Source organism: Pilosibacter sp. YYHA0881, from assembly GCF_051602715.1.
Classification (GTDB): domain Bacteria; phylum Bacillota; class Clostridia; order Lachnospirales; family Lachnospiraceae; genus Alitiscatomonas; species Alitiscatomonas aceti.
This window is the reverse complement of the sequence record NZ_CP175657.1, coordinates 1335536-1351964: the sequence shown is the minus strand read 5'-3', so window position 1 is coordinate 1351964 and position 16429 is coordinate 1335536. Positions and strand designations below refer to the sequence as shown.

The 16429-nt window shown below is 51.8% G+C and carries 15 protein-coding genes; 14 read left to right on the top strand and 1 reads right to left on the bottom strand.

Annotated features, from left to right (window positions below):
- Positions 1-36: 36 nt before the first annotated feature.
- From ACI6NM_RS06375 to gap, 4 genes are all read left to right on the top strand, one after another.
- On the top strand, positions 37-1086 hold the full coding sequence (locus tag ACI6NM_RS06375; RefSeq protein WP_022274194.1) for an electron transfer flavoprotein subunit alpha/FixB family protein: 1050 nt from the start codon (positions 37-39) through the stop codon (positions 1084-1086).
- 399 nt (positions 1087-1485) lie between these two features.
- Positions 1486-2859, top strand: a complete 1374-nt coding sequence (locus ACI6NM_RS06370) for a PhoH family protein (protein WP_262427465.1) — start codon at positions 1486-1488, stop codon at positions 2857-2859.
- 483 nt (positions 2860-3342) lie between these two features.
- Positions 3343-4032: an MBL fold metallo-hydrolase gene (locus tag ACI6NM_RS06365; protein ID WP_262427466.1), complete on the top strand. Its 690-nt coding sequence runs from the start codon at positions 3343-3345 to the stop codon at positions 4030-4032.
- Positions 4033-4262: 230 nt separating this feature from the next.
- The gene (gene gap / locus ACI6NM_RS06360) at positions 4263-5282 is read left to right on the top strand and encodes a type I glyceraldehyde-3-phosphate dehydrogenase (RefSeq protein WP_022272375.1); all 1020 of its coding nucleotides are present in this window, start codon (positions 4263-4265) and stop codon (positions 5280-5282) included.
- Between the two features lie 222 nt (positions 5283-5504).
- Here gap and ACI6NM_RS06355 read toward each other — a convergent pair whose 3' ends face one another.
- Positions 5505-6227, bottom strand: a complete 723-nt coding sequence (locus ACI6NM_RS06355) for a CAP domain-containing protein (RefSeq protein ID WP_262427467.1) — start codon at positions 6225-6227, stop codon at positions 5505-5507.
- A 199-nt stretch (positions 6228-6426) separates the two neighbouring features.
- Between ACI6NM_RS06355 and ACI6NM_RS06350 the strand changes: the two genes are divergently transcribed.
- From ACI6NM_RS06350 to ACI6NM_RS06305, 10 genes are all read left to right on the top strand, one after another.
- On the top strand, positions 6427-6576 hold the full coding sequence (locus ACI6NM_RS06350) for a hypothetical protein (protein ID WP_215652882.1): 150 nt from the start codon (positions 6427-6429) through the stop codon (positions 6574-6576).
- Positions 6577-6647: 71 nt separating this feature from the next.
- Positions 6648-6833: a spore coat associated protein CotJA gene (locus ACI6NM_RS06345; RefSeq protein ID WP_022272378.1), complete on the top strand. Its 186-nt coding sequence runs from the start codon at positions 6648-6650 to the stop codon at positions 6831-6833.
- Positions 6826-7131 (top strand): spore coat protein CotJB, encoded by a 306-nt coding sequence (locus ACI6NM_RS06340; RefSeq protein ID WP_438501080.1) that lies wholly within the window; start codon positions 6826-6828, stop codon positions 7129-7131. The genes ACI6NM_RS06345 and ACI6NM_RS06340 overlap by 8 nt, the downstream gene beginning before the upstream one ends.
- A complete protein-coding gene (locus tag ACI6NM_RS06335; RefSeq protein ID WP_438501079.1) occupies positions 7131-7742 on the top strand; it encodes a manganese catalase family protein in 612 nt (203 codons plus the stop codon). Before ACI6NM_RS06340 ends, ACI6NM_RS06335 begins: the two co-directional genes overlap by 1 nt.
- A 199-nt stretch (positions 7743-7941) precedes the next feature.
- Complete coding sequence (locus ACI6NM_RS06330; protein WP_022272381.1) at positions 7942-9015, top strand: carbamoyl phosphate synthase small subunit; 1074 nt, start codon at positions 7942-7944, stop codon at positions 9013-9015.
- Complete coding sequence (carB, locus tag ACI6NM_RS06325) at positions 9015-12215, top strand: carbamoyl-phosphate synthase large subunit (RefSeq protein ID WP_262427468.1); 3201 nt, start codon at positions 9015-9017, stop codon at positions 12213-12215. The genes ACI6NM_RS06330 and carB overlap by 1 nt, the downstream gene beginning before the upstream one ends.
- A gap of 210 nt (positions 12216-12425) precedes the next feature.
- Positions 12426-13379 carry a transporter substrate-binding domain-containing protein gene (locus tag ACI6NM_RS06320; RefSeq protein WP_262427469.1) on the top strand — a complete coding sequence of 318 codons (954 nt, stop codon included), beginning with the start codon at positions 12426-12428 and terminating at the stop codon, positions 13377-13379.
- 24 nt (positions 13380-13403) lie between these two features.
- Positions 13404-14093: an amino acid ABC transporter permease gene (locus ACI6NM_RS06315; RefSeq protein ID WP_022272384.1), complete on the top strand. Its 690-nt coding sequence runs from the start codon at positions 13404-13406 to the stop codon at positions 14091-14093.
- Between the two features lie 7 nt (positions 14094-14100).
- Positions 14101-14826 (top strand): amino acid ABC transporter ATP-binding protein, encoded by a 726-nt coding sequence (locus tag ACI6NM_RS06310; protein ID WP_158358430.1) that lies wholly within the window; start codon positions 14101-14103, stop codon positions 14824-14826.
- Between the two features lie 24 nt (positions 14827-14850).
- Entirely contained in the window at positions 14851-16314 is a 1464-nt protein-coding gene (locus ACI6NM_RS06305; protein ID WP_022272386.1) for a M20 family metallopeptidase, read from the top strand.
- Positions 16315-16429 lie beyond the last annotated feature (115 nt).

Genomic DNA, 16429 nt, shown 5'->3' with positions numbered 1-16429 from the left:
AGCGAATTCATAGAATAAAGAAAGTGGTGAACAGTAATGAACTTGGAAGAATATAAGGGTGTATATGTCTTTGCGCAGCAGGTTGATAACGAAGTGAGCAGCATCGCTTTGGAGCTGATAGGCAAAGGTAAAGACTTAGCAAAAGATTTAAATACTACTGTAACAGCAGTTTTAGTAGGTTCCAACGTAATGGGACTGACTGAGATCCTTGGCGAGTACGGCGCTGACAGAGTCATCGTTGTAGATGATCCGGAATTAAAAGAGTACAGAACTGAGCCCTATACCCATGCTCTGGCATCTGTGATCGAGAAGTACAAACCGGACGTATTCCTGATCGGCGCAACAGCCATCGGCCGTGACCTTGGTCCCCGTGTCTGCGCACGCATCCATACAGGTCTGACCGCTGACTGTACACAGCTGGATATCGGCGATTTCCCGCTGGTTCCCACACCGGGCAAGGAGCAGAAGCACAACCAGCTTCTCATGACCCGTCCGGCATTCGGCGGAAACACCATCGCAACCATCGCCTGCCCGGAATTCCGTCCGCAGATGGCAACCGTTCGTCCCGGCGTTATGCAGAAGCTTCCGCGTGAGGCTGGAAGAAAGGCCGAGATCGAAGAGTTCAATCCCGGATTTGTTCCCAACGAGAAATACGTTGAGATCATGGAAGTCGTTAAGGCTGTTTCCAACGTTGCCGATATCATGGATGCAAAGATCCTTGTTTCCGGCGGCCGCGGCGTAGGAAGCCCGGAGAACTTCAAGATCCTCGACGAGCTGGCTGAGGCCATCGGCGGCACCGTAAGCTGCTCCCGTGCAGTTGTAGACGCTGGCTGGAAGCCGAAGGATCTTCAGGTTGGACAGACTGGTAAGACTGTTCGTCCCCATGTTTACTTTGCCATCGGTATCTCCGGAGCCATCCAGCACGTGGCTGGTATGGAAGAGTCCGACATCATCATTGCCATCAACAAAGATGAGTCTGCTCCGATCTTCGACGTTGCCGATTACGGCGTAGTAGGCGACCTGAACAAGATCGTTCCGGTTCTTACCCAGAAGATCAAAGAAGCAAAAGCAGCAGCTGGCAAATAAGAGCGAAGCTGAAACATAAAATCTGGTCAGAATAAACAACCACATGTGGAACGGAAGTACAATCATTAGAACGGGAATACATAAAAGAGGACGGAAAGACATTTAGCAGAACGGAAAAACATAAAAGAGGACGGAAGGACATTTAGCAGAACGGAAAAACACAGAAAAGAACGGAAGAACAACCTTTAGAACGGTATGACCATAAGAAGCCTGACCGTGTCCAGTGAACTGGCCGGGAGGGCTTCTTTTTTGTGCAAAGAATGCACGTCATTTCTTTTTTACACAGATTTTATTATAACAGGGTGATAGATTACACAATCCGGTGGTAATCTTGAAAAGAAGTTTCAGAGTGGAGTCAGATCGTACTCTGAAAACAATAAATGTGTAAAGGGGTTTTTTATGGAAAAAATCTATATCCTGGATACCAATGTACTGATCCAGGCACCGTATGCCGTCGAATGCTTTGAGGAAAATGAAGTGGTCCTGCCGATGACTGTTTTGGAGGAGCTTGACAATCTGAAAAAAGAAGAGGGAGAAAAGGGGGCGAATGTCCGCAGGGTGATCCGTATTCTGGATGCATACAGAGAAAAGGGAAATCTGCTGGAGGGAGTGTATACGGGGCATGGCGGTATCCTGCGGGTGGAAAAAAATTATCTGAACGTAGAACTGCCAGAGGATCTCCCAGATCATAAATCGGACAACCGGATCTTGAAGGTCTGTATTGGATTGTCAAAGGAGAGTCCGAAACAAGTGATCCTTGTGACAAAGGATATTCTTCTGCGTATCAAAGCGCAGCTTCTTGGAATCCAGGCAGAGGACTTTACAACAGAACAGGTGGCTGGGCATGAGGAGCAGTATCTGGGGCGGAAAGAAGTATTTGTTCCAGAGGTTCTGTTTAAGGATTTTAAGAAAAAAGGAGTACCGGTGGAGAGCGTATACTGCTGTGACAGTAATGGAGCGTGTATCCATCCGGAATTGTTTGAAAATGAGTTTATCATTTTAAGGGCAGACCAGTCATCCCAAAAGACCCAGCTGGGGAGGGTTGAAAAAGGCATTATCCGGAAATTAGAATACAGGAAGTCAACGCCGTATGGTGTCAGTCCAAGAAATGTAGGACAATATTTCTTCCAGGAAGCCTTAATGCAGCCGGCAGAAAAAGCGCCGCTTGTTATTGTAAAGGGAATGGCAGGAACGAGTAAGACATTTTATTCCCTGGCGGTAGGCCTGGAAAAGGTGCTCAATGATCCATCCGGGGAGTATCGGAGGATCCTGATCTGCAGGCCCAATGCGCTTTTTGACTCTGACATTGGTTTTCTTCCGGGAAACGAGCAGGAAAAGATCTCTCCATTGATGCGTCCGATCATGGACAACCTGGAACAACTGGTGGATTCCAATGACCGGGAAAGATATTCGGATGAAAGAGAATTGCAGGACAAGATACAGGAGATTTTCGATAGGGGGCTGATTCAGACAGAAGCCCTGACTTTCATCAGGGGAAGGTCGATCCTTAAGACGTATCTGATCATAGATGAGGCGCAGAACATGACCCCGGCGCAGATCAAGGGAATCATTACCCGTGCAGGAAAAGAAACGAAGATCATTCTCCTGGGAGATCCCAATCAGATCGACCGTCCCTATCTGGACGACAGGACCAATGGGCTCAGCTATGCGGCGGAGCACATGAAAGGAAGTCCATTATGCTGGCAGATCACTCTTTTGCCGGAGGAGTGTGAACGGTCATCTCTGGCCACGGAGGCGATCCAGCGTTTGTAGGGAATTTCATGGGATATGGAGAAAATAAAAGGGAAAAGAAAATTAGAATTGTAAAGAGATTTTACAGAGATTAACGCGGATATTGAGGAAAATGGATTTTGGGTAAAGATGCTGTTACAGGAGCAACATTTGTTCTGTGTAACGGCATTTTTATTATGATTTTCTATGGTTATTGAGAGGAAAAGCTTTTCCTTTTTTAAAAGAACTGAGATTTCAGATCAAGTGGGATATTGATCTCCATATGCCGGGCAGGTGAGGGATACCCTGAAGGATTATCTGTAAAAAACTGGAGTTCTGGAGGGCGTTAAGAAGGCGATGAGACGGGGAAAAGAAAGGGGGAAATAATTGAAACTATTTGTCAGATGGAATATACTATAATATAGACCGGCCATGCTCTATTGGGATCTGCGCGGAGCAGGCAGCCATTGACCACGACAGGAAAATGACATTGAAGGAATTATTGCCGGAAAGGTGGGACAGGAAATGGGATTAAAGAGATTAACGGATCGGATCTATTATCTGGAGCATGAACCGGAAACAGACAGGCCGATGTTAGCTTATATCAGGGGAGATAAATGGTCTCTGGCCATTGATGCGGGATATTCGTCCTCTCATGTGGCAGATTTTTACGGGGCCATCGAAGCAGAGCATTTAAAAAAGCCGGATTTTACTGTGATCACCCATTGGCATTATGACCATACCTTCGGGATGCACGCGGTCAGCGGGGTCAGCATTGCCCATGAAAAGACCAATGAGTTTCTGAAAAAACAGCAGGAAGAGGCGGAGGACTCCGGTTATATTGAAGCGCTGAAAAGAGAGGACATCCATTTCAGAAGAGAATATGCAGATCTGGACAGGCTGGATATTGTATTGTCAGACCTGGAATTTTCGGACAGAATGACCGTGGATCTGGGAGGAATGACCGCCCGGATCTTTCATACAGAAGCGCCGCATTCAGAAGACACGGCCTGTATTTATATACCGGAAGAGAAGGTCTTATTTTTAGGTGATTCCACCAGCGAAGACTTTTTTAACGATGGATATATGGATCGGGACAAGCTGGCTTCATTGATCCGGACCATCCGTTCCATGGACTGTAAATACTGCATACTCAGCCATTGTGAACCGCTGGGGAAGGAGGACCTGCTGTGCTACCTGGAAAGCATCCTGTGATAGCGGCGGATCACAGCCAGAGCTTTTTCCTCCTGGGCCGGAAATAAAAGGACGTTTTATTGTAAAAAAAATGCCAATCCCGTTAAATGTTTAATTACCTCCGAATCACTGGCTTTTTCTGAACACTTATGTTACACTGGCCTTGGGTTACAGCAATTCACGGTTATTTACTGCAAAAGTCATTGCCATCCAATGAAAAAGGTATGTTTTTTATAGGAGGTACATTTGCAATGGCAATTCAAATTGGCATCAACGGATTTGGACGTATAGGAAGAGTCGCATTCCGCATCGCCATCGACAAACCGGAAGAGTTTCATTTATGCGGGATCAATGTCCGCAACGCAAATTTAGAGTATATGGTATATATGATCCGATATGATTCCATATTCGGCCGCTTTCAGGGAACCCTGGATACGTATGAAAACGGGATCGTCGTAAACGGACAGAAGATCCCGGTATACTCTGAGAGCGACGCCTCGCTGATCCCATGGGGAGAGTGCGGAGCCGAGTACATCATCGACGCCACCGGCGCTTTCTGCACCACAGAAAAGGCCATGGCGCACATCCGGGCAGGCGCAAAGAAAGTGATCGTAACGGCGCCGGCCAAGGACGATGTGACTCCCACCTTTGTTATGGGCATCAACCATGAAACATACAGACCGGATATGATGGTGGTCTCCAATGCATCCTGTACCACAAACTGTCTTGCCCCCATCTGTAAAGTGCTTGAAGATCATTACGGTATTGAATATGGACTCATGTCCACGATCCATTCTGCAACAGCAAAGCAGAAGGTGGTGGACTGCAGATCCTTAAAGGACTGGAGAACGGGCCGCTCGGTGTTTGGAAACCTTATCCCATCCACCACAGGAGCAGCAAAGGCGATCTCTCTGGTGATCCCTTCTTTAAAGGATAAAATGAACGGGATTTCCTACCGTGTTCCGACTTCCGACGTTTCCATCGTGGACCTGAACGTGGCGTTAAAATCGCCGACATCCTATGAGGATATCTGCCGGAAGATGAAGGAAGCCAGTGAAAATGAGCTTTCCGGGATCCTGGACTATATCGAAGACGAGGTGGTATCTTCGGACTTTATCGGCGATTCCCACGCCTCCTGCTTCGATGCAAGGGAAGGCATTCAGGTAAACTCCCACTTTTTTAAGCTGATCGCATTCTATGACAATGAATGGGGTTACACCAGCCAGATTTTCCGTCTGATCAGATATATGAATCGCGTGGACCTGGCATGATCCTGCCGAAGATCAGCTGATACAAAAGGCAATGACCGGAAAATGCAGAAATAGCAGCCGTACCCAGACCATATCTCTGTAAGGGACATATACATTCGTCGTTACGATTATGAACCATACGATTAAAAAAGAAGCCGCGATGCTGCGGCTTCTTTTTTATGGAATACTCCTGGTACAGGTTCATGCTGCCGGGCGTTCCATATGACCCGGACGGTCTTCCGGTCAGTTTAGGAAAAGCTGGACCCAGTGATCCACGCCGCGGCTGTCCTTCACATGGCCGATGCCGATCCGCGAGTATCCGGGATTTAAGATATTGGCCCTGTGGCCGGCGCTGTTCATCCAGACGTCCATGACCTGCTCTGCCGATCTCTGGCCATAAGCGATGTTTTCCCCGGAGGCGCGGAAGGAAGCCCCGGCTTCCGAGAGGGCGGTGGAGAAGTCTCTTCCATCGGGCCGGGTATGGGAAAAGGAGATCTGGATCTCCCGGGCGCGGACTCCTGCGGCTTTTGAGGCCTCCGGATCCAGGGAAAGGGAACCAAGACCGGCCCGGGCTCTTTGGGCGTTTACCAGAGCGAGTACCTGGGCTGCGGGGGTCTCTGCTTCCGGCTCCTGGATGCCGCCGTCAGTTTCGGGTGAACCATTGTTTTCCGGGGCGTCCGGCAGTTCCGGAGACTGGGGAGCGTCTGGCTGTTCCGGGATCAGAGGAGTATCCGGCCATTCCGGTGCCTGGGGTATGGACGGCTTTTCCGTACATATGGGGAAACGGATCAGGCCCGAAAGTCCTGGAAGGGTTCCCACCGCCGGGGCAGGGACGGAAAAAACGGCGGCCACACGGCCCGGCGCAGCCAGGTATGGATCCTGGGCTGCCTGGGAAGAAAGTGGAGCGGCTCCCGCAGCGGCCAGGACGGCTGCGGCTGTTATAGCATAAAATCCTGTTTTTTTCATATGGGTACCTCCTTGTATTACGAAAATATTACAAAAATGTTATAAAATATTACAAAACAGATCTTACCATACAATTCCTTCCATTGCACCAGGGAAGGGATGGAAGGGATGGAAGTCCGTTCCAGAAATGGAAAAAGGAGGTCCGGAATACCGGTATAAAAAAGAGCGCATATCCCATACTAAAAAACGGGGTGATCATATGCCATATATTTCTCCGAATGTCAGAGAAAAATTCAACAGCCTGTCGCCGGAGCTCCAGGATGTGATCCTAAGCCGCGGAGAGGATATCCAGTCCATCCACGACCTGATCCGCATTCTGGACAAAATTGTAAAGGAAGGCGAAGGTTAACCAGTGTGAAAATCCATTGCAGGCACATACTGAAGGGGAGGACAAAGTCAGTCCCGAAAGGAGTGTGCGCAATGGATTTTTGTACGTGTAAAAATGGAAATGTCCCGGCGGCTCCGGTCCTGGCCATGGTCCAGGCTCCGGTCCAGCCCTGGGAGACTTTGTACGATCCGGAAAAAGCCCTGCGGGAGGGCACCGTGTTCCCGTCCCTGGATCAGCCCTTTTATGCGGCGGAGAAAGGAGGCGGTCTCCATGGATAACAATATGGACCGTATGCAGCTTATGAAGGAGATCGGGGAGGCCAGCTTCATGGTCAACGATCTGACTCTGTATCTGGATACCCACCCCACAGACCAGGAGGCTCTGAAGGCGTTTTCGGAGGCATCGAAAAAGCGGAGGGAGCTGATGGAGATCTGCGCGGACCAGTTCGAGCCTCTGACCATGGATCTGGTATGCCCGGATACCAACAACCAGAGCGGAAGTCTCACAAACTACCCGGACCAGAAGCACTTTACCTGGTCAGACGGACCGATGCCATGGGAAGGAGGTTCTTTATAATGTGGAATTATGAGAAACGGCTGCAGTATCCGGTGAACATTAAGAATACGTGTCCCAGGACAGCGTCTCTGATCTTAAGCCAGTTTGGCGGCCCCGACGGGGAGCTGTCGGCATCCATGCGGTATCTGGCCCAGAGATATTCCATGCCCTGTAAGGAAGTGGGCGGCCTCCTGACGGACATCGGCACCGAGGAGCTGGGACATCTGGAGATCATCTGCGCCATGGTTTACCAGCTCACCAGGAACCTGACTCCCGAGCAGGCAAAAACGGCCGGCTTTGACGCCTATTATATCGACCATACCACAGGGCTCTGGCCGGCGGCAGCGGCAGGCATCCCCTTCAACGCCTGCGAGTTCCAGAGCAAGGGAGACGCCGTCACAGATATTTTTGAAGACCTGGCGGCGGAACAGAAGGCGCGGGTGGTCTATGAGAACCTGATCCGGGTCATCGACGATCCGGACGTGCTGGCCCCGCTGAAATTTTTAAGGGCCAGGGAGATCGTCCACTTCCAGAGGTTCGGAGAGGCCCTGGAAAAGGTCAAGGAGAAGCTGGATCCGTCCAACTATTATTATTTCAACCCTGAGTTTGACAAAAAGCTTTTAAGGTCATAAGAAGAAACCTGGCCCGGAGCATGAACCTGCGCTTCCGGGCCGGATTTTCTGCTCTGGGAAGGGGATCTGAAAAATTGTTCCTAAAAAAAATCCAGAAATCGACAGCAACCGCTTGCAAAAACCATATGAATATGATAGAATAGTGAAAATTTGGGCTAAAATAGAAAAGCCCGGATAACAAAAAAGAAAGGGTGGCGTCATGAAGGCATATTTAATACTGGAAGACGGAACTGTGTTTGAAGGAACAAGCATCGGCTCCTCCAGAGAAGTAATCAGTGAAATTGTGTTTAATACATCCATGACCGGTTATCTGGAAGTCCTTACCGATCCCTCCTATGCGGGACAGGCAGTGGTAATGACTTATCCTTTAATTGGCAATTACGGTATCTGCCGTGAGGACATGGAGTCCAGACAGGCATGGCCGGACGGCTATATTGTCAGAGAATTATCCAGAATTCCCAGCAATTTCAGAAGCGGGGACACCATCGATCATTTCTTAAAAGAACAGGATATTCCAGGTATCAGCGGAATCGATACAAGAGCCCTTACGAAGATCTTAAGAGAAAAAGGAACCATGAACGGTATGATCACCACCAACGGGGACTATGACCTGGAGGAAGTGAAGGAGAAGATCCGTCAGTATACGGTAAAGGGCGTTGTGTTAAAGACCTCTGTGAAGAAGCCCTATGTGCTTCCCGGAGACGGAAAAAAGGTTGCGCTGCTGGACTGCGGTGCAAAGGACAATATTGCCCGGAATTTAAATAAGAGAGGCTGCGAGGTGACGGTTTATCCGGCAGATACTCCGGCTGAAGAGATCTTAAAGACCAATCCCGACGGGATCATGTTATCCAACGGCCCCGGAGACCCGGCCGAGAACGTGGGGATCATTGAGGAAGTAAGGAAGTTATATGAGTCCAGCGTTCCGATCTTTGCCATCTGTCTGGGCCACCAGTTAATGGCCCTGGCTACCGGAGCGAAGACGTATAAGCTGAAATACGGCCACCGCGGCGGAAACCATCCGGTCAAGGATCTGGAAACAGGACGGGTATACATAACCTCCCAGAACCATGGCTATGCAGTCGATGAGGAAAGCCTGGATCCCAGCGTGGCTGTCCCGGCATTCGTGAACGTGAACGATAAGACCAACGAAGGCTTAAAGTATGTGGGAAAGAATATTTTCACCGTGCAGTATCATCCGGAGGCCTGTCCCGGTCCTCTGGATTCCGGATACCTGTTTGACCGCTTTATGCGTATGATGGAGGAGGGAAGATAATGCCAAAGAACCCAGATATTAAGAAAGTTCTAGTGATCGGCTCCGGCCCCATTATCATCGGCCAGGCCGCAGAGTTCGACTATGCAGGAACCCAGGCCTGCCGTTCCTTAAAGGAGGAGGGCGTGGAGGTGCTGCTCTTAAACTCCAACCCGGCCACGATCATGACCGATAAGGACATTGCCGATAAGGTATACATTGAGCCGCTGACCACAGAGGTGGTGGAGCAGCTGATCATGAAGGAAAAGCCCGACAGCGTTCTCCCGACCCTGGGCGGCCAGGCCGGCTTAAACCTGGCCATGGAGCTGGAAGAGGCCGGTATCCTTGCAAAAAATAACGTGCGTCTCATCGGAACCACGCCTCTGACCATCAAAAAGGCCGAGGACCGTGAAATGTTCAAGGAGACCATGGAAAAGATCAATGAGCCGGTGGCTCCGTCCGAGATCGTGGAAAGTTTGGAGGACGGTCTGGCCGTGGCAGAAAAGATCGGCTATCCGGTGGTGCTCCGTCCGGCCTATACCCTGGGCGGCTCCGGCGGCGGTATCGCAGAGAACCCGGAGCAGTGCGCTGAGATCCTGGAAAACGGCCTGCGCCTTTCCCGTGTGGGACAGGTCCTGGTGGAGCGGTGTATTGCCGGCTGGAAGGAGATCGAGTACGAGGTAATGCGCGACGGCGCCGGAAACGTGATCACCGTCTGCAACATGGAAAACATCGATCCGGTGGGCGTTCATACCGGTGACTCCATCGTTGTGGCTCCGTCCCAGACCTTAGGAGACAAGGAGTACCAGATGCTCCGTACCTCCGCTTTAAAGATCATTACTGAGCTGGGGATCACCGGCGGCTGCAACGTGCAGTACGCGTTGAATCCCAACAGCTTTGAATACTGTGTGATCGAGGTAAACCCCAGAGTAAGCCGTTCTTCTGCACTGGCCTCCAAGGCCACCGGCTACCCCATTGCAAAGGTTGCCGCCAAGATCGCTCTGGGCTATACCTTAGACGAGATCAAAAACGCCGTAACGAAAAAAACCTACGCCAGCTTTGAGCCCATGCTGGACTATGTAGTCGTGAAGATGCCGCGTCTTCCCTTTGATAAATTCATCAACGCCAGCCACAGCCTGGGAACCCAGATGAAGGCCACCGGCGAGGTCATGAGTATCTGCACCAGCTTTGAGGGCGGCCTTATGAAGGCCATCCGTTCCCTGGAGCAGCACGTGGACTGCCTCCTTTCTTATGACTATTCCGGACTTACGTCTGCGGAGCTTAAGGAGGAGCTGAACCGTGTGGATGACCGCCGGATCTGGGTCATCGCCGAGGCCCTGCGCCGCGGCTTCTCCTATGATATGATCCATGAGATCACAAAGATCGATATCTGGTTCATCGACAAGCTGGCGATCCTGGTGGAGATGGAAGCTGCCCTTAAGGCCGCCGGAAAAGATCTGACTCCGGAGCTCTTAAAGGAAGCAAAACGCATCGAATTCCCGGATAACGTGATCGCAAGGCTCACAGGTCTTTCCCAGGATGAGGTAAAGGCCATGCGCTATGAGAACAACATCCGCGCCGCCTTCAAGATGGTGGATACCTGCGCCGCTGAGTTTGCGGCTGAGACGCCGTATTACTACTCCTGCTTCGGCAGTGAGAATGAGGCGGACGGAACCACCAGCAGGAAGAAGGTGCTGGTCCTGGGCTCCGGCCCCATCCGGATCGGCCAGGGCATCGAGTTTGACTTCTGTTCCGTACACAGCACCTGGGCCTTTGAGAAAGAGGGCTATGAGACCGTCATCATCAACAACAACCCGGAGACCGTCAGCACGGACTTTGATATTGCCGACAAGCTGTACTTTGAGCCTCTGACTCCTGAGGATGTGGAGAGCATTGTGGATATCGAGAAGCCCGACGGAGCCGTTGTCCAGTTCGGCGGCCAGACAGCCATCAAGCTGACCGAAGCTCTGATGAAAATGGGAGTTCCGATCTTAGGAACCGCAGCCGAGGACGTGGACGCGGCCGAGGACAGAGAGCGGTTTGATGAGATCCTGGAGCAGTGCGGCATCCCCAGACCCAAGGGGCAGACCGTATTTACAGCAGAGGAGGCCAAAAAGGCGGCCAACGAGCTGGGATATCCGGTACTGGTGCGCCCCTCCTACGTTCTTGGCGGCCAGGGCATGCAGATCGCCATCTGCGACGAGGATATCGACGAGTTCATCGGCATCATCAACCAGATCGCCCAGGAGCATCCGATCCTGGTGGATAAATATATCATGGGCAAGGAGATCGAGGTGGACGCCATCTGCGACGGCACCGACATCCTGATCCCGGGTATCATGGAGCATATCGAGCGTACCGGTATCCATTCCGGCGACAGTATCTCCGTTTACCCGGCCCAGAGCATCACTGAGGGCAACAAGAAGACCCTGGTGGAGTATACAGAAAAGCTGGCAAGGGCCCTTCATGTAAAGGGAATGATCAACATCCAGTTCATTGTGGACGGAGAAGATGTTTACATCATTGAGGTAAATCCCCGTTCCTCCAGAACGGTTCCCTATATCAGCAAGGTAACGGGGATCCCCATCGTTCCCCTGGCGACCCAGATCATCTGCGGCCACACCATCAGGGAACTGGGCTATGCTCCCGGACTCCAGAAAGAGGCCGATTACTTTGCGATCAAGATGCCCGTATTCTCCTTTGAAAAGATCCGCGGCGCAGACATCAGCCTGGGGCCGGAGATGAAATCCACCGGAGAGTGCCTGGGTATCGCAAAGACCTTCAACGAGGCCCTTTATAAAGCGTTCCAGGGCGCAGGCATCAAGCTGCCCAAGTATAAGAACATGATCATCACCGTCCGCGATTCCGATAAGGAGGAGATGGTGGACATTGCCGCCCGCTTCAAGGCCCAGGGCTACCGGATCTTCTGTACCAACGGAACCGCCCGGTACCTGTACCAGAAGGGCGTAGTGACCATCCCTGTGCGCAAGATCGAGCAGGAATCTCCCAATATCCTGGATCTGATCCTGGGACATGAGATCGACCTGGTCATCGACATCCCGGCCCAGGGAGCCGAGCGCAGCCACGACGGCTTTATTATCCGCAGAAACGCCATCGAGACCGGCGTGACGGTCCTTACAGCCATCGATACGGCCAGGGCCCTGGTGACCAGTATGGAGAACCGCGCCCAGGAGCTTACGCTCATCAATATCGCAGACATCTAAATCCATAAATGATTATCCATTATGCATACCGCCTTCGGGTGGTATGCATAAAAATTTATATGGAATGGATAAAATGCATATTTTTTTCAAAAAACCTCTTTACAAAAGCATATTTATGCATTATAATGCGTAACATAAACAAAGGCCACCAATAAATGGCCGTTGGAAACTGCATATATGAAGCATAAAATAAAGAAAAGAGGAATAATTATGAAAAAGCATGTATTTGTGGCAATGGCAGCGATGATATCCATGGCATGGATGACCGGATGTTCCGGCGGAGAAAGCAAGGAGACTGCAGCAGATACGAAGGCAGAGTCCTTCGGCACAGCAGCTGCGGCAGAAGAGACTGAAAAGGCCGGAGACGGAAGTGAGGCAGAAGCCACCGTGTCCGCCGTGGATGTGGATCCCGAAAGCCGTCTGGGAAAGATCCTGGCTTCTGGAAAGATCACCATGGGGACCGCGCCGGATTTCGCTCCCATGGAGTTTAAAAACGTTGGCGCGAAGGGCGTCGAGTACGTGGGCTCCGATATTGAGCTGGGCAAATATATCGCTGAAAAGCTGGGAGTGGAGCTGGAGATCAAGGCTATGGAGTTTTCCGCGATCCAGCAGGGACTTGCCTCCGGCACCATCGATATGGGAATCTCCGGATTTGCCTATACTGAGGAGCGTGCCGAGACCCTGGGACTTTCGGACCGTTACAACATCCAGTCTGAGGATAAGGGCCATACCCTTCTGGTGCTGAAGGAGGATGCGGCTTCCTATAAAACAGCGGAGGATTTTTCCGGAAAGAAGGTCGTAGCCCAGAATGCCTCCCTGCAGCAGTCCCTGGTGACAGAACAGCTTCCGTCGGATATCCAGTTCCAGCCAGTTACAGCTATCACCGACGGCGTTCTGATGCTGACCACAGGGAAGGCCGACGCTCTGGCGGTTTCCTACGATAACGGAGAGATGCTGATGAAGTCCTACCCGGAGATCGCCATGACGGAGTTTAAATTTGATCATTCCGACGAGGGCAATGTCATCGCCGTTAAAAAGGGCGAGGATGAGCTTCTGGAGGCCTTAAACGGGATCATCGCAGAGGTCAATGAATCGGGCCTTTACAGCCAGTGGACCGAGGAAGCCCGGGCTCTGGCAGAAAGCCTTGGCATAGAGATGAAATAGGCCGGAAAGAAAGGAGAAGATCCAATGGAATTTTTCACAGTTATGGGAAAGGTGTGGACCGAATATTCGTCCCTCTTCCTTCATGGCTTATGGATGACATTATATATGGGAGCTCTCACGGTGCTGATCAGCACCGTGTCCGGCTCTCTGATGGCGATGATGCACCGCAGCAGCTGGGGGATCGGAAGGTTTAAGCCCCTTCACGCTGCTGCCGTGGTCTACGTGGAGGTGATCCGGGGAACGCCGATCCTCTTACAGCTTTATTTCTTCTATTTTATGCTGCCCCAGTGGTTTCCGGCGCTGGATCTCAGCGAGTTCACCTGCGTGATGATCGCCTGCTGCGTCAACTCCACAGCCTATGTCTGTGAGATCGTCCGGGCCGGGATCCAGGCTGTGGACGCGGGACAGACCGAGGCGGCCCGGTCCTTAGGCTTAAACAGCCGTCAGGCCATGATCCATATCGTACTGCCCCAGGCAGTAAAAAATATCCTTCCCGCTCTCTGCAATGAGTTTGTGGCCATTGTCAAGGAAACATCCCTGGCATCCACCTTCTTTATCGGAGAGCTGATGACTCAGTTTAAGACCATCAACGGCATTACCTTCCGTGTTCTGGAGCCGTTGACCATCGTGGGCATCATTTATTTCCTTGTGACATTCGTTATGTCCAAGCTGATCGCATTACTGGAGAGGAGGATGAACGCAAGTGAGCGCTAGCAGTGAACTGATCCGTGTGGAGGATCTGCATAAATCGTTTGGAAGCCTTCAGGTGTTAAAGGGCGTGTCTGAAACCATCTCCAAGGGCGAGGTGGTCTCCATCATCGGCCCGTCAGGAGGAGGAAAGAGCACCTTCCTGCGGTGCCTGAACCTGCTGGAAACGCCCACCTCCGGCCGTATTTATTTTGAGGGCACCGACATCACCGACAAGAGCGTGGACATCAACCTCCATCGGCAGAAGATGGGAATGGTGTTCCAGCATTTTAATGTATTCAACAATCTGACCGTGGGGAAGAACGTGACCCTGGCTCCGGTGCTCCTGGGGAAGAAGAGCCAGAAGGAGGCCGATGAGATGGCAGCGGAGCTGCTGGCCCGGGTAGGCCTTCAGGAAAAGGCAGACCAGTATCCCAAAAAGCTTTCCGGCGGCCAGAAGCAGCGTCTTGCCATCGTCCGCGCCCTGGCCATGGAGCCGGATGTGATGCTGTTTGACGAGCCCACCTCGGCCCTGGACCCGGAGATGGTGGGAGAGGTGCTCCAGGTTATAAAGAGCCTGGTAAAGACGGGAATGACCACCGTGATCGTGACCCATGAGATGGGCTTTGCCAAGGAGGTCTCTGACCGGGTATTTTTCATGGACGGCGGGATCATCGCCGAAAAGGGCAGTCCGGACCAGGTGTTCAATCATCCGTCCAACCCGCGTACAAAGGAATTTTTAAGCAAGGTATTGTATTAAGAAGAAAACAGGAGGGGCAGAACCATGACCGACGAAAAAAAGAAGGTTTTAAGCTATATTGACGAGAAAGCAGATGTGATCATCGACACATCCGATAAGATCTGGGATTTTGCGGAGCTTTCCCTGAGGGAATTTAAATCCGGGGAGCTGTACGCCCAGGTATTAAAGGAGGAGGGCTTCGAGGTGGAGCACCCCTTCTGCGGCATTGAGACGGCGTTCCGTGCGTCCTATGGCTCCGGAAAGCCGGTGATCGGGATCCTGGCCGAGTACGACGCCCTCACAGGGCTTTCCCAGGTGGCCGGACAGCAGAGCCGTGAAGAGCTGGTATCCAACGGCAACGGCCACGGCTGCGGCCACAATCTTCTGGGAGCCGGATCCATGGCGGCTGCCTTTGCCATCAAGCACTATCTGGAGGAAAAGGGAGAGGGGAGCGGAAAGGTGATCCTCTATGGCTGTCCCGGCGAAGAGGGAGCTGCCACCAAGGCCTTCATGGCCAGGGACGGCGTATTTAAGGAATGCGACGCGGCCCTCACCTGGCATCCGGGAACAGAAAACCAGGTGACCTCCGGTACCTGCAATACCTGCATCCAGACAGAGTATAAATTCACTGGCGTTGCCTCCCACGCGGCGGGAGCTCCGGAGCAGGGTCGTTCTGCTCTGGACGCTGTGGAGCTGATGAACATTGGAGTCCAGTTCCTGCGGGAGCATATGCCGGATACGGCCAGGATCCATTATTCCATCACTGATGCCGGCGGAGATTCACCCAATGTGGTGCAGCCCAGGGCACAGGTGCTCTATATGGTGCGCTCCATCTGGGCCAAGGAGGCCCTGGCTCTTCAGGAGCGTGTGGACCGGATTGCCCTGGCTGCGTCCATGATGACGGATACCACCATGGAGAAGAAGTTCATTGACGGCTGCTCCAATACAGTTCCCAATAAGGTGCTGGAGAAGCTCCTCTGGGAAAACTTCAGCCAGGTGGAGATGCCGGAATATACAGAGGAAGAGATTGCCTACGCCCAGGCCCTCTGCGATTCTGTGGAGATGAAGGACAATAAGCTCCCAGGAGATTTTACAGAGGACAGCGAGGAGCTTTACGAATTTGTAGATAAAGCCTCGGAGCATGGGACAAAAGCCATCAACGACTTCCTGATCCCGTATTTCTATTCGGAGCATCCGCGCATGGGCTCCACAGATGTGGGCGACGTGAGCTGGCTGGTTCCTACGGCACAGATCAATACCGCCACATATCCGTCCAAGGCTCCGGGCCATTCCTGGCAGAACGTGTCCTGCGGACGCACCTCCATTGCCCATAAGGCCATGCTCATGGCCGGCAAGGTCCTGGCGGCAGCCGCTGTGGATCTGATGGAAAAGCCGGAGGTCTTACAGGCGGCCAGGGATGAATACGAGGCAAAAATGAAACGCTACGGCGGCTATTTCTGCCCGGTTCCCGAAGGCGCAGTACCGGTAGTTCCGGGTGAAAAGATGTAAATAAGGAAAATTGTAGATATAAAACAAGAGATTTCTCCTCGGATTCTGTCGGATTGGGCCGATTTATACAAAAAATGGAAGGCTATATAAAAAAATATCGGTAATCCTTTACAAA

Coding starts and splice junctions, on each gene's coding strand:
- carB (WP_262427468.1), top strand. CDS start 9,015: ATGCCAAAGAACCCAGATATTAAGAAAGTTCTAGTGATCGGCTCCGGC.
- ACI6NM_RS06355 (WP_262427467.1), bottom strand. CDS start 6,227: ATGAAAAAAACAGGATTTTATGCTATAACAGCCGCAGCCGTCCTGGCC.
- ACI6NM_RS06375 (WP_022274194.1), top strand. CDS start 37: ATGAACTTGGAAGAATATAAGGGTGTATATGTCTTTGCGCAGCAGGTT.
- gap (WP_022272375.1), top strand. CDS start 4,263: ATGGCAATTCAAATTGGCATCAACGGATTTGGACGTATAGGAAGAGTC.
- ACI6NM_RS06365 (WP_262427466.1), top strand. CDS start 3,343: ATGGGATTAAAGAGATTAACGGATCGGATCTATTATCTGGAGCATGAA.
- ACI6NM_RS06370 (WP_262427465.1), top strand. CDS start 1,486: ATGGAAAAAATCTATATCCTGGATACCAATGTACTGATCCAGGCACCG.
- ACI6NM_RS06340 (WP_438501080.1), top strand. CDS start 6,826: ATGGATAACAATATGGACCGTATGCAGCTTATGAAGGAGATCGGGGAG.
- ACI6NM_RS06350 (WP_215652882.1), top strand. CDS start 6,427: ATGCCATATATTTCTCCGAATGTCAGAGAAAAATTCAACAGCCTGTCG.
- ACI6NM_RS06335 (WP_438501079.1), top strand. CDS start 7,131: ATGTGGAATTATGAGAAACGGCTGCAGTATCCGGTGAACATTAAGAAT.
- ACI6NM_RS06345 (WP_022272378.1), top strand. CDS start 6,648: ATGGATTTTTGTACGTGTAAAAATGGAAATGTCCCGGCGGCTCCGGTC.
- ACI6NM_RS06330 (WP_022272381.1), top strand. CDS start 7,942: ATGAAGGCATATTTAATACTGGAAGACGGAACTGTGTTTGAAGGAACA.
- ACI6NM_RS06315 (WP_022272384.1), top strand. CDS start 13,404: ATGGAATTTTTCACAGTTATGGGAAAGGTGTGGACCGAATATTCGTCC.
- ACI6NM_RS06305 (WP_022272386.1), top strand. CDS start 14,851: ATGACCGACGAAAAAAAGAAGGTTTTAAGCTATATTGACGAGAAAGCA.
- ACI6NM_RS06320 (WP_262427469.1), top strand. CDS start 12,426: ATGAAAAAGCATGTATTTGTGGCAATGGCAGCGATGATATCCATGGCA.